10 protein-coding genes are annotated in these 13734 nt (G+C 46.4%); 1 reads left to right on the top strand and 9 read right to left on the bottom strand.

Translation table 11 applies throughout. The features are described from left to right. Positions 1–265 precede the first annotated feature (265 nt). From MJB10_RS17650 to MJB10_RS17665, 4 genes are all read right to left on the bottom strand, one after another. The gene (locus tag MJB10_RS17650) at positions 266–598 is read right to left on the bottom strand and encodes an SMI1/KNR4 family protein (RefSeq protein WP_314796785.1); all 333 of its coding nucleotides are present in this window, start codon (positions 596–598) and stop codon (positions 266–268) included. A 213-nt stretch (positions 599–811) separates the two neighbouring features. After that, on the bottom strand, positions 812–1252 hold the full coding sequence (locus MJB10_RS17655; RefSeq protein WP_314796786.1) for a hypothetical protein: 441 nt from the start codon (positions 1250–1252) through the stop codon (positions 812–814). Positions 1253–1414: 162 nt separating this feature from the next. Beyond that, on the bottom strand, positions 1415–1864 hold the full coding sequence (locus MJB10_RS17660) for a VOC family protein (protein WP_056834367.1): 450 nt from the start codon (positions 1862–1864) through the stop codon (positions 1415–1417). A 190-nt stretch (positions 1865–2054) separates the two neighbouring features. Beyond that, positions 2055–2678, bottom strand: coding sequence for a phosphotransferase (locus MJB10_RS17665; RefSeq protein WP_314796788.1), 624 nt, complete (start codon positions 2676–2678; stop codon positions 2055–2057). A gap of 162 nt (positions 2679–2840) precedes the next feature. Between MJB10_RS17665 and MJB10_RS17670 the strand changes: the two genes are divergently transcribed. Next, positions 2841–3182: a helix-turn-helix domain-containing protein gene (locus MJB10_RS17670; RefSeq protein ID WP_314796789.1), complete on the top strand. Its 342-nt coding sequence runs from the start codon at positions 2841–2843 to the stop codon at positions 3180–3182. Positions 3183–3626: 444 nt separating this feature from the next. Here MJB10_RS17670 and MJB10_RS17675 read toward each other — a convergent pair whose 3' ends face one another. The 5 genes from MJB10_RS17675 to MJB10_RS17695 form a co-directional block, all read right to left on the bottom strand. Then, positions 3627–8825, bottom strand: coding sequence for an OmpL47-type beta-barrel domain-containing protein (locus MJB10_RS17675; protein WP_314796791.1), 5199 nt, complete (start codon positions 8823–8825; stop codon positions 3627–3629). Positions 8826–8938: 113 nt separating this feature from the next. Next, positions 8939–10066, bottom strand: a complete 1128-nt coding sequence (locus MJB10_RS17680; protein WP_314796793.1) for a glycoside hydrolase family 88 protein — start codon at positions 10064–10066, stop codon at positions 8939–8941. A gap of 6 nt (positions 10067–10072) precedes the next feature. Continuing rightward, positions 10073–10948, bottom strand: coding sequence for a carbohydrate ABC transporter permease (locus tag MJB10_RS17685; protein ID WP_314796795.1), 876 nt, complete (start codon positions 10946–10948; stop codon positions 10073–10075). A gap of 10 nt (positions 10949–10958) precedes the next feature. Then, positions 10959–11870, bottom strand: a complete 912-nt coding sequence (locus MJB10_RS17690; RefSeq protein WP_314805707.1) for an ABC transporter permease — start codon at positions 11868–11870, stop codon at positions 10959–10961. A gap of 127 nt (positions 11871–11997) precedes the next feature. Beyond that, positions 11998–13623, bottom strand: coding sequence for a type 2 periplasmic-binding domain-containing protein (locus MJB10_RS17695; protein WP_314796796.1), 1626 nt, complete (start codon positions 13621–13623; stop codon positions 11998–12000). Positions 13624–13734 lie beyond the last annotated feature (111 nt).

A 13734-nucleotide genomic window follows, 5' to 3' on the forward strand; every position in this document is an offset into this window, starting at 1 on the left:
TCCCAGGTAGAAATCGCAAGCATATAATAAATAATTGTTAGACTGATCTATAAAAAGAAACAGCAGCGAACCAAGACTTGAAAAATAAAGTCTTAGACTGCTGCTGGCTCAATTTGAACTATCGTTCTTTCGTTAACGCAATAAAATAATGTTTTAATCTTCATAATCCCAATTACATAAACCCGTTAGAAATGAATTGAAGTTATTAGCCAATTCAATATTGAATCCGCTATCGCTCTCAATATATATTACTGGAGGTTCATTGTCACAATTGCGCTAATCTAAAGCAATCCACCAATGACCCTCGCCTGATATGATGATAAGTTTCTCTGGTAGTCCCCATTCTCTGATTAAGTAAGAACTTTGTAGTAGGAGCTATACAATATATGTGGTCAACCTTAATATGGTCATCTGCCCATTCAGTTGGAATCGTAGTAGGATATGCATCAAAATTTATGTATCCTCCGTTTTGCCACTTAAGTAAGGCTAATAAGGATTCAGGTAGTTTGACCTTTAATTCTTTTTCTGCATTTGCCACCATTTCTTTTGTAAGGGGGTGTAACTTGAAGTAATCACTTTCCTGACTCCAAAATTCCAAAGTAAGAGCCCCTTTCTTATAGCTTTTACCAATGATATTACCATTTTTATATGTTATTGTTTATAAATTTTCACCGATTACTGTACATTACATTGAGTTATCCTGCCCTTTAACGGCGAAAAGGCAGCCGCATGATGTTGGCTGCCTCGTTACAGTCAGTATTAAGCTAAAGTTTCTCGTTAGTTTCAATAATCGCTACACACAAGGGGTCTGTTACAAATCCTTTGAATTCAGATACACATAAACTACGTATTTTTCTCCCAGTTGTACAAGAAGTAATTCAGATTGCATTTGACCTTGAATCGTAAATATCTTTGTCCCAACTTGGAGTTTAGTTGCCATGTAATCTTCGAAAGTATTTCCATCTTTGTACTCTTTTCTTACCTTGCCTAACTCATGATTAATTTTCAAATCCATTTGTTTATATTTCTCCTGATCTTCGACACGTTTATAAAAACGTGCACCATAGACACATAGAATGTCCGCGTCTTTGTTCTGTTTAAATATCTTCTCTGATGTTGAAATTCTTTCCATTTGACTAATCTTATTTGCCTCTTCAATTTTTGGGTCTTTATAGCATCCAATTATTATTAATAGCAAAATGCATGAGACGATAACAACAGGTCCCGCCACGATAAATAGTATTTTTTTCACTGATTCACCACCTACATTATCTGACGTTCATGCCTTGTATTTGTTTCGTTCATATTTATCATTTCTACGGCCCCTTACTTTACTTTAACAAACAAAAGAGGAGCTGCTCGAAGCACCCCCTTAAACTATAGTTCTTTCGTTAGCGTAACAGATACCGATTTATTACTTGAGCTGCTCGCTCAATCCGACGATGATGCCTTCGGGACCGCGGATGTAGGCGAGTCGATTCGTGTCCCCGTATTGCACCACTTCGCCGACCAGTTCGGCGCCATGGGCTAGCAGGCGCGCGACCACGTCATCGATGTCATCGACGGCGAACATGATGCGGCGGATCCCGAGTTCGTTCACCGGAGCCTTCTCCGGCCCAGTTCTGATCGCATCCGGCGTGTGGAACTTGTCCAGCTCGATCCGTCCGTGGCCGTCCGGAGTGCGCATAAACACGAGGGTAGCATGGACGTTCTGAAGGCCAATGAGACGATCTACGGAGGAGCCCTCGACGGTCGTTTCGCCCTCCAACTCGAATCCGAGCTGGAGAAAGAAGGCTTTAACGGCTTCGAGATCGTCAACGACGATAAGGACGTTGTCCATTCGAAGTAATTTATTTTTTGTCATAGTTTTATCTCCTTGTGAATTAAAAGTCATCATCTCTATTTAAAGCTGTCCTCAATTAAGTTTATGTCTAAGCGTCTCTGTCATAAAGTTATTCAGTTGCTGCAGGGTCTTATTCAGCTAACGTACTCGTTAGCTTAACGAAAAATGGTTAATCACGGGCATCCTTTTCCTCATCATTGTTTTGCATTATCTAAATATTTCCTAACAGAGCGGACATATTCTTTTGATTTTCAGCAAGCCAAATCATTTCCTTTGCGAAACGAGCTGGAGGTATACTATGTTGATCCATGTTAGTATTTATCCACCATGTACTTTCCATATACCACAACAACTGTAATGAATTTGTTAAGTAACCCTCCACCACGGTGCGTTCCTCGCTGTAACCTTCAATGAACGCTGAAGCAAGGGAGACATCTAAATTAACATCTAAGGCACATGACATAACAGCACGAGCAACATCAAGTTGCGGATAGTCATATTTTAGTCGATCAAAATCTAGAATTGCAGTTAATCGTTTATCATCGAATAATAAATTATCGACCCAAAGGTCACGATGAGCCCAGCCTAATTGAAGTAATTCGAGTATTTCTATATTTATATCTTCAGTTGCTTTACGTTGAGTTTCAATGTCAGCAAGCAACTGAGTTTTACCAGCTTCCTTTGTCTTTTCCCAAACTGAGTTCCAATGTTCTAAACGCTCCTCACGGCTTGAAGGAATAAATGCAATTGGAGTCGTGTAAAAATGACCGTTATAATTAATACCCTCACTAGTTATCTTAGCAATATCCAACGGCAGTAAATTTGTTAATATCACTATTCATCACCTCCTTCTCTTAAATCTAGTAAACTATCTTAGTAACATTATTGACTCAACTACTAGAATTGATACATATAATAATTAAAATAAGATTTGATATCAAACGGCGTATGTCTCTTCTTTTTTCCTTTGTCTACACTTTATATAAGAGGTGTAGACATGTCTGATCATATTTTGAAATATATAGGATCTCGGATACGGGATTACCGTAAGGAAAAGGGACTTTCCCAAGAGCAGTTAGGTGAAAAAGCTGGATTTCATTTTTCTTATATCGGTGGTATTGAAAGAGCTGAGAAAAACATTTCCATGCTTAATTTAGCCAAAATTGCTGAAGCATTGGATATTGAGGTTCACGATTTATTCAGTTATTCAAAAAATATCAAAACGAAATTAAGCGAAAAAGAAGAGGAAATACAGGAAATTGTAGACATACTCCTGAGGCATAATATACGAGATGTGAAGAAGGCTAAAGTTATCATTAAAGAGGTATTTAAAGATTAATAACCCCATTCTCAAATTTGAGAACGGGGTTATTTTTCACTATTTCTAACTTTGTTGCTTGTTGTTCACAACCTCTTGAGGTTGTGAACAACAAGCAAGGTAGAATCAAAAAGTTAGGATTTGTGCTAAATTCAATCTTAAGATGGAGTGAATGCAATGGAAAAAGTGAATTCTTCAGAGGAATTAATGGATTATATTATCAATAAGGATCTTAGTAATTCAGTATGTTAATTTTTTATTCCTGGTAAAGGTAACGCAGAGCTCGAGTCCAAACCGACCAACGACGACCTCCTTCTCGCCGTCATCCAAAATATGTGAAAATCCACGTATTTCAGCTTGCAGCCGGCGCCAAACCCATATGACGAAATTCAGACATAAGCCCAGAACTACACATTAAACCAACACCGCATCAACCCAGGTAGGGGGCGGTGTTGGTTTAAATGCTTACTGACTCAGAACGTATTGGGCACCGCGAATCAGCAGCGCAACTGCATTTGCGTTGATGTGCTTGCCAGACTGTGACTGCAGTTCAGCAATCAGATCGTTGTAGCTGCCTGCCTTTATCTTAGCGAGCAAGCTATTTGCAATGCCTTTACTATCGATAGCACCCGAATTGGACAAACGATTGATCAATTCGATGAGCGAATTGCGATCCGCATACACCATGAACGTGATAGTTACCGTGTTGACGTTACCTGCCTCATCGCTTGAGCTAACGATTAAAGTATGGTTACCGAGCGACAAGCCTGTGAGGTCGATCGATTGACCGTTCTGAACAGACCTTCCATCCAAAGTTGCGGTGGTTGTTCCCGTTGCCAGTCCCGAGCCGCCCGACTCGGTAACAGAGAATTGAAGCGTCAGGGTTTCGGAATCCCGGTAACGTCCACCCTCAGTCGGTATACCGACCGCAATAACAGGTGCGGTTGCATCGAGATCGAATAAGATCGTCTTGACCGATTCTTCATTGCCTGCCTTATCCTTGGAGCGGTATTGAATCGTGTAAGAGCCGTCTTGGCTAACCTGGAACGTTCCGGTGTAGACATTCCAATGCGTTCCGCCATCGAGACTGTACACGGTCTGCGCGACACTGCTCCCACTATCAACCGCATTAAGCATCACCGTGACGGGGTGCGAATACCACCCGTTCCCCCCACCCTGCGTCGATGTTACCGCTGCAGTAGTACTAGGCGCAGTCGAATCAACCGACACATTCACGGAACGAGTTGCCTCCTGATTCCCAGCAATGTCCGTAGAGCGGTAACCTACGGTTGTCTGTCCTTCCTGTCCGATCACAATCGTGCCGGCGTAAGGTGTCCAGGTAGCCCCTCCGTTCAGTGTATACTCCGTACCCGCCACACCGGAAACCGAATCGACAGCGCTTAAATCGATGGATACAGGCGTGCGATACCACCCGTTCTGTCCATCCGGCTGAGCGGGATTAATCGTAGCAACCGTCACCGGTGGTTGAACATCCCCTTCTAGAACGCGAACTTCCCTTACGTTGTTCCATGCGCTTAGGGTGTTCCCGTGACCATAAATCCGCACGAATTGCGCCGATACAGTCGGGAACGAGTACATCTCCAAATCAAGCGTTGTGCCGCTGCTGTAGCCGCTATACACGTTCTTCCAAGTCACACCGTCCTCCGATGTCTCCAGGTCGAACTTGGCTGAACGAACGTTGCCGCTCCCCCATGCTACGGCTATCCCGGCTACTCGCTTGACGCTGCCCAGATCATACTTGATCCACTGATCCCCTTCGGCCGTCCACGGTGTGCTCAAGTCACCGTCAATACTTTTCTCCGGAGTGTTGGCCGCTTCTTGAATAAGGCTCGCCTCCACCCCGTAGAAATCCAGGAAGCCCTCAAATTTCTTGAACTTTCGGAAATTGATCGTTACCGTAGCCGTCCTGCCTGGCGTTTCCGGATCAGTCAAGGTAACCGTTGCTTGCCCCGGTACGCCTGTGCTCTGCGAGATCGTCATCCGGAACTGCGAAGTAGCCGCCACGACGGGCGCAGTATCTGCATTCGGATTCAATATGATGTCATAGTACTTGCCCTCATTCGTAAAATTCTTAATCAGCTGACCATCAAGAGTCAAAGAATCGAGCGTCAGCTTGTTGATCTGACCGTCCGAAATCGACCATTCGCTCAGCTTCTTAAGCGCAGGCGCTTGCGCAAGCGGCTGCTCGCCCGCTGGCAGCGGCTTGAAGGTAACGGCTACGTTCACTTCCGTTGAGTTCGTAAATTTGATCGTCAGCTTCTTCAGATTCGGATCTGTTGGCATATTGACTAGCGGGTATTGCGGATTGGTAATCGGGAACATGACCGGATCCATAATAGAGAAGGTCGCTCCGTTTCCACCGCTAATGATCGCCTGCAATTGTCGTCCGCCTTGCGTAAGAATCGCGGATCGGCCGTCTTGCGCAATCTGAATTGATGCTCTCGTGTGCATAAACCAATACAGCGTGGATGGTGCGCTTGTCTTGATCTCATCTTGCACTGTCGACAGGTTATTTACACGGTCGTACATAATGCCTCGGACAACCGACGTGCCTACATTCGGCAAATTGCCGGAGCCTGTTGAAGAAATGGTCGAATCATACAGCGTAGTCATGTCCGTAATCATCATGCCGCCTTTAGGCTTCGATTCATATTTGACAAGCTTCGCCGTATCATACATATCCTGACCGACGGAGGAATCCGGATTCATCAAAATTGTATTATGCCCTTCTGTCCGTTTGCGGTAGAAATAGTTACCGCCTGGTGCAAAATAGTTCGGACCGTCGTTCCGCCCATCACCGACATCTATCGCCCAACGTTGGCCCAGCGAATCGAGAATGAAATGCCCGGTGTCATATTGTTGGTGACCTGACATATTATTCGTACCAGCATGCATCCCGAAGAACGTGGCATCTGCATCGACCCAAGAACTGCGGAAGGTTGAGGTGCCCACTACATTGTCATGACCCTCATAGTACGCATCTAACGGGAAGTTGAAGTCAACCTGGAACTTGCCCGGGCGATAATACAGGATATCCTTAATCGTAGCTGTTGCTTGCTGTTGCGCTGTATACATTCTGGCGGAGTAGATGGTTTGGCTGTTGTAATGCGTAGCGAACCAGTGCATCTCCGCGTCGACCGGTGAAGACTTCGGATCTTCCCCAGCGTCATGATAGTTAAACGAACCGCCCGGTCCGCGAAGATAGACGAGGAACAATGGCGTCTCTTGAAGCCCTTGTGCCTTGTCGAGACCAAAGATGGTTCCGGCCGCATTCTCCAAGGAGGAGAAAGCATTAATCATAAACCCTGTACCGTATGCCCAATAGCCGACACCTTCTTCGTACGCGCCGTCAGGCTTATAAATAGCTGTTCCCCATTCAAGAGAACGAATCGTGTTCTCTAGCATACGCCCTGCCAGATCCGGTTCCTCGTCAAGAATGGCGAGAGATGCGGTAACAAGACCCCCATTGCCAACTTGGTTCCAATTGGATTCCATCGACATCCACATCGATGCCGTACCCGGCGTATAACCACCCGGGTTATTCAGCGAGAAGAGCAGCATGCCCGGTTTAATACCCTTCTCAATAATGGCGTTGCGCACCCTTTTCTTCTGATCCGCTGTCAGGTAATCGAAGAACCAGTCGTACCCGATCGCCATTCCGAACAGGACTTGGCCGGTACCAAGGAATTGGCCTTGCTCCTTGTTGCCCCAGTGAGGGAAGTTGATGACGTTCTCCATCTCTTTCCATGCGCGTTCGGCGTATTTCACGTCGCCGGTCATCTGGTAGGCGTAGCCCAGCTTCATGATATAATCCGGTATTTTGTAGTCGTCTACCAGATTCCGTTGAGAAACGACCACATTGTTGCTCATTGCAAACGGGATAACAGGCGTGTTGAGGAGTCCATCAGCTGCCTGGATCGCTCCAAGGTGTCCTGTCTTCACATATTTGTCCGTTGCGAGATTCGCCTTGATCGTGGCGAAGGTATCCGCCGTAGCCAAAATCCGTGGATGCGCCCCGTTGCTGTGTGAGCGAACGGCATTCACGATCTGGAAGCTGTTCGGACGCTCATAGATTCCGAGATCGCCTGTCGGCGTCACCTCGAATTTGCCTGTTGGCGTCTTCAGTTGGGAACGGTCGATCGTGGACAGAAGGTAATAATCGTAATCTTCGCTATGCCAATAAGCGGAATAACGGTCTAGCTTGACCTTACTTCGAAAATTCGTAACACCGTCGCGTGCATCCAGCAACGCGACTTCGATATACCGATCACCCGAAATATCGGAGATCGTAAATGGCAGTTCTACATTCTGCACCGTTTGCGGGGCAAGCGTGACGATCTGTTGCTCGGTACCCTCTAGCGTTGTACCGTTATATTTCGAGACGACCAGCTTAACAGGGCGCGATTCATCCGTAAAATTTTGGACATTCGTCCTTGCCAGTAGGGATCCTGTCTCCAGCTCGTACAATGTTCGATCGTTCTTGTAGAAGTAGAAATCTCCAGTAAAGAAGCCTTGCTGCTTCTTCGAATGGAAGGGGAGTGTGCGAGTTGGCATTGTGTTTCCGTAGAAATCCTTGATACCTGTGAAGGATAAAGTGTAATCCGCAGGGAGCCCCGGTGTAATGTTAAAGGTAACAAGCACCTTGCTAGAGTCGTTTGCATCAAGCGCAACCGACTTCACAAGAACAGCTTGATCGTTGACTTTCACATTGCCAGCGGTAGTCAGCGTCTTGGCGTCCATCGCTCTTGTGAATTTAATCGCCATCGGCTGAGTCAAGTCGACGTCGCCTGACACAGCTGCCGCCAAGTCGATACCGTTGTCAGGATTAACAACGTCCGGATTCTGAACGAAAGATACGTCATCGACCCAGAACTTCAAGCTGCCTGCGGAGAAATTCGTCTGACTTTGATTAATGGTGTCGGTAATCTGATACGCGGTGAAGCCGTATACAGAAGAGGAAGGAATCGTAGAGGTTGCTAGATGATTGCCGTTGATATAAAGGTCCGCAGTCGTCATCTTGGAGCCGTTATTGTCGGCTGCCCGGGCCAGGATCCGGATGTCGTACCATTGCCCTTTGACGACGTCGGTGATGACCGTTACCGGATTCGTCTTATCGAATTCGAACTTAAGGAAGCCTTTACCTGCTGAATCGGTATAAAATTTCAGCAGATCTTGCCATGCCACATTTGTTGAATCCAGTCTCTTCGATCCGGAATAGGCTTGGAACACCGGAGTTCCCGTAACCTTCGCCCAATCCTTAAAATTATAGCGCACTCTCAAATCGATCAAGGCATCGTTTCGACTACCCGTCAAGGGGAAGGCGATCGTCGAATTGACGCTGCGAGAACTTCCGGCTGTTAACGTGGAGTTAAATTCAAGAACCTTGTTGCCACCGCTTGACTCTTCCGCGACGGTTGCGGAAGTCGTGCCTACACCTGCGGAACTCACTGTGGACGTATACTTCCACTTGGTCGTATCCGGTGTTGTTCCTGCGAACTGCGCGTTGAAGTTGTCTGAGACCATAGTGACAGCCGCTGCACTTGATGGAGCAGGGCCTAAGAATAGTCCGGATGCCGTAAGGGCGAGCGCGAGTGTTGAACTAACCCATTTTCTAACTACTTTTCCTTTGTAAGCGCTATCCATTTTCTGCCTCCTACTTTACATTTTATGATTGAGTTCCTACCCTTCTTCTTGATGCACCACCACCTTTCAAGAAAAAAGGGGCATTGTTGTTGCCCCCCAAAGCCTGCCCACCTTTAACCCAACATCTTCTTTAATTTACATATTGCTTCAACGTAGTAATAATCACCATAAATCATTGGACCGTTAAATACTTCCGCTCTCGTATAAATGCCCTTATGGAAAGCACCTGTACCATAGTCCAATAAGCCTTCGTTCGTATGATCCCAAATCGCGCACTTCTCATCGAGAGCACGAAGAATAGCAATGGCCGATTCCAGATACACACGCTGCTCCGCTGGAGGGACAGCCTTGGCAATCTCGATCAGGCCGCAAGCCGTTATCGCCCCTGCACTACTGTCGAGCAACTCCGAATCTTCCGGCTGACGATAATCGCAAGGCGGAACGTAGCCATGAAGCGGTAAGCAGGTCATGACATAATGGGCAATCCGCTTGGCCGTATCGAGATATTCCTGCTTCCCTGTCCAATGATAGGACTGGGCGAATCCATAGAGCGCCCAGCTCTGACCGCGTGACCAAGACGACCCGACTTCATAGCCTTGACCCCGGGGTGTTTCCAGCACTTCGCCATTCGTCTCGTCATAGATAACGATGTGATGCACTGATCCGTCCGGACGAACGAAGTCACGCATGACTTTATCCGCATGCATCGTCCCGATATGCGTGAAGCGTGCATCCTTGCTCTTCTCGCTGGCCCAGAACAACAGCGGTATGTTCATCATGCAGTCGATGATCGCCCACCCTGCCTTGTTATCCCCGTTCCAGGCGCGAATATAGCCGCCTGCAATATTGGCTCTGCCGGACAGCACGTTCGCTGCGAGCAATCCTCGCTGACGAGCACGATCGTCGCCGGTCAGCTCATGATTCATGACGCTGGACAACAGCCACATGAAGCCGACATCATGGTGCAGCTTGTCATACTCGTGCAACACCTGATCCATTTTCTCCTCAATGCTCTGGGCATACGTGCGGTAGATCTCCTCTTTCGTCTCCCGGTACATATGCCACAGGATGCCAGCCCAGAACGTGTTCGTCCACCAATCCATCAAATCTTGCCAATCGTCGTAAACGCCGTCAATGGTCTTAAACGGCATACCGTCCTTGATACGCCTTGACGTAACAGAAAGCTTTCTCTCGATCTTACTCCACGTATTCTCAATGAAAGACGTGTGATGCTGTTGCAAATTAACTCATCCTTTCACCGCGCCGATCAAGGCGCCCTTCACAAAATATCGCTGTAAAAATGGATAAACAACGAGAATCGGAACCGTTGCGACCATAATGAGTGCATACTTTAAGGTCTCATACAAATTGTTAGCAGCACCGGTATCTCCGGTTGCCATCGCATTTGATTCACTAGTTAATAACAGCTCGCGAAGGACAAGCTGTAGTGGATACAAGCTCTTCGTCCGAATATAAAGCATGGCGCTGAAATAGGAGTTCCAATGAGCGACCCCATAATACAGCGCAATCACGGCCATAGCCGGAAGTGACAAAGGGATAATGATGCGGAATAGAACAACTAGTTCGTTCGCACCGTCGATTCGTGCTGATTCTTCCAGACTGGAAGGAATACTCTCAAAGAACGTCTTTAGAATTAGAAAGTTGAACGCGCTCATGGCTGCCGGAATAATAAGCACAAACAGATTATCGATCAATCCGAGCGACTTAATGTTCAAATACCCCGGAATGAGGCCGCCGCTAAAATACATGGTGAAAATAATAAACAGCAGGATCGGCTTTTTCAGCATCATCCCTTCGCGCGTCAAGGCATACGCGGAGATGGCAGTCATGAACAAGTTAAGCGCTACGCCAACCACAATAATAAACAACGTATTCCTGTACCCTGTCAGGACAAACTTGTTCTTGAAAACGGCAATATACCCGTCTAGGGTAGGGTTAAGCGGGTGAAACAGGAAACCGAAATGCGTCATCAGCATATTTCCATCACTGAAAGAAGCAAAAGCAACATGGATGAGCGGGTAAACCGTACTAAAGGATAACAAGAGCAAGAAGAGGATATTGCAACTATCGAAAATCTTCTCCCCAAGCGTTCGCTTATTCATTGTGAACCTCCTACCATAAGCTGGTTTCGTTCCAGCGCTTCGCAAGCCGGTTGGCCAGAATCAATATCGTAAAGTCAATGACGGAATTAAAGATTCCGACTGCTGCGCTGAAGGAATAGTTGAATTCCAAGACCCCCTTACGATAGACATAAGTGGAAATGACATCTGCAGTAGAGTACGTATTCGGGTTGTATAGCAAAATAATTTTTTCATAACCGACCCCCATCACATGCCCCAAGCGCAAAATCAGCATGATGATGATGGTCGTCTTGATGCCAGGCAGTGTAATATGAAGCAGCTGCTTGAATCGACCAGCACCGTCGATGCGAGCCGCTTCATACTGCTCTACGTCAATCGCTGCCAATGCCGCGATGTAAATGATGGAGCCCCAGCCCACTTCCTGCCAAATGCCGGAGGATACATAAAGCGTTCGGAAGTATTCCGGCCATAGGAGCATACTTACGCGCTCTCCGCCAAACCATGCGATCAAGTCATTAATCAAGCCATCGCTTCCCGAGAACGCTTTGATTAAGCCGCAAATGACGACCAAGGAAATAAAGTGCGGAATATACGTTAACGATTGTACGGTCCTTTTAACGAAAGTATGGCGCACCTCATTAAGCAGCAAGGCCAAAATGATAGGTGCAGGAAAACCAAATAAGATACTATACAAACTAATTTTAAGAGTATTTAACAATATATCCCAGAAGAAAGCAGAGTGGAACAAGGTTTGAAAGTGTTCCAGTCCGACCCAAGGACTGCCCCAAATTCCCTTCATAGGCTTAAAATCCTTAAATGCAATAATTGCTCCATACATCGGTTTGTAACTAAAAATAAAGTAATAAATGATTGCCGGAAGAGCCAGCATATAATAAACCCGATATTTCTTTAGATCTTTCGCCAATCTACTTAGGAATCTCATCTCATGATTTCTTCTGCTGTCTATGACCGTGCCTTTCTCTGCCAGTATTTCGTGCATGGTTCCCACCCTTCTCCCTTCCGAAGGTTGGGGTAGAAGGAATTCCTTCTACCCCTGCCTCTATAAACCTTTAACGCTTCATGTAACGGTCGTATGCATCTTGCTTGGCTTTAATCAATTGATCCACGCCAAGTGCCTTCAGTTGATCAAGATATTTCTGATAGTTGTCGAGCGATTCGCTGCCGAATACGAACTTAGTGAACATTTGCTCCGCGTACTTGTAAACATCTTCGTTATATTTAGCGACAATTTTTGATTCTTCTTCTGTGTGAGAGATTACCGAATCCCGGAAAGCATGCTTGTCTGCATCCGTTTGTGCCCATACTTTGAGCGCTTCTGTTTGCTGCTTGTAGATATTCAACTGTTCGATTTTCTCAGGAAGCTCTACTGCAGGGAAGCCGTTAAAGGAGCTGTACATGGCTTGAACCTGAGTCGACGTCCATTTGTTCGGATTACTCGTTACGAATTCCGTGAACTTCGGCTTGCCGTTCTCTAGCTTATATGTCGTGTTCTCGATACCGAAGTTGGAGAATTGAATGCCCTCCGGCGTAAAGAAATAATCTAGGAATTTGGCTGCAATTTCGACATTCTTGCTCTTCGCTGTAATGACCGCACTGAAAGGCGCATTAAACTTCTGATCCTTTTGGCCGCTGAACGGAGTGTCTCCCTTTTTAAGTACAGGATATTTGGCTCCAACTAAATCAAATGTTGGATTTGAAGTCTTGTACTTGTCCAATAAGGAACGGATATAACCGCCCGACTGACCGATGAATGCACCTGTTTTGTTCTGGTCGATCAAGCTTTTCAGCTTGTTGGCATCGGTGAGTGGGAAATCTTTGTCGATTAGCCCCTCCTCATACCATTTGTGGAACGTCGTCAAGAAACTCTTGTATTCTTGTGTTGCGGCACCAAATTGTACTTTGCCCTTGTCGTCTACGTAGAAGGCATAATCCGTTTTATAGGCGCCTAAGAATACATCACGCAGAAGTGCAGGCGTCGATTTTCCTTCATAGCCAAACGCAGCAGTTGCTCCTTTCTTCTCCTTAAATGTCTTCAGCACGGTATACCATTCATCGATCGTTTCCGGTACCGGCAGGTTCAGTTCCTTCAGCCAATCGGCTCGGAGAAGGGGACCCGCGAATACTTTACCCAGCTCGCTTCGCACAGACGGGAACATCAAGTATTTGCCGGTATCCGTTTTAACCATCTTATCCATCTCTTTGTCCTTACTGATCAAATTCCATGCGTTCGGTGCATACTTAGGAAGGATGTCGTTTAGGCTAAGGATAACACCGTCTTTCTCGGCTGCCGAAGCGCCGCCTGGATAGTCACCCATATTGCCGATGAAGATATCTGGAAGATCGCCCGATGCGATCAGCGTATTGAAGAAGTCCTTCTCGGCACCAACTGTTGGGTGAATAAATTCCAGCTTTACGCCGGTTCTTTTCTCCAGTTCCTTCATGAACGGGGTTTCGCCCATGTTCGAGACCAGCTGGGCAATGTCTTTATTCGCCCCCATAAAAACCTTCAGCTTTGCGTTCGTTTGAAGCGGATACTTCGTTTCCGCCGTCGATGCCAATGGTGAGGGGCTGCTGCTGCCCGCAGGGTTTTCTTTCTGGCTGCAACCAGCCATGACCCCGGTCGCAAGAACTGCTGTAAGCGTCGTCATTAAAACTCGCTTCATTGTTTTACTCATTGCGTTCGACTCCCTTTGCTCTTCATATTGTGATCGAGTGTGATGACCCGATGCCCTTATTTTGCAGGAAACCATACGTTTCAACAATGTACAGATTTTCAAATGAGTTCA

This window comes from Paenibacillus sp. MBLB1832 (assembly GCF_032271945.1).
GTDB classification, from domain to species: Bacteria; Bacillota; Bacilli; order Paenibacillales; family NBRC-103111; genus Paenibacillus_E; species Paenibacillus_E roseopurpureus.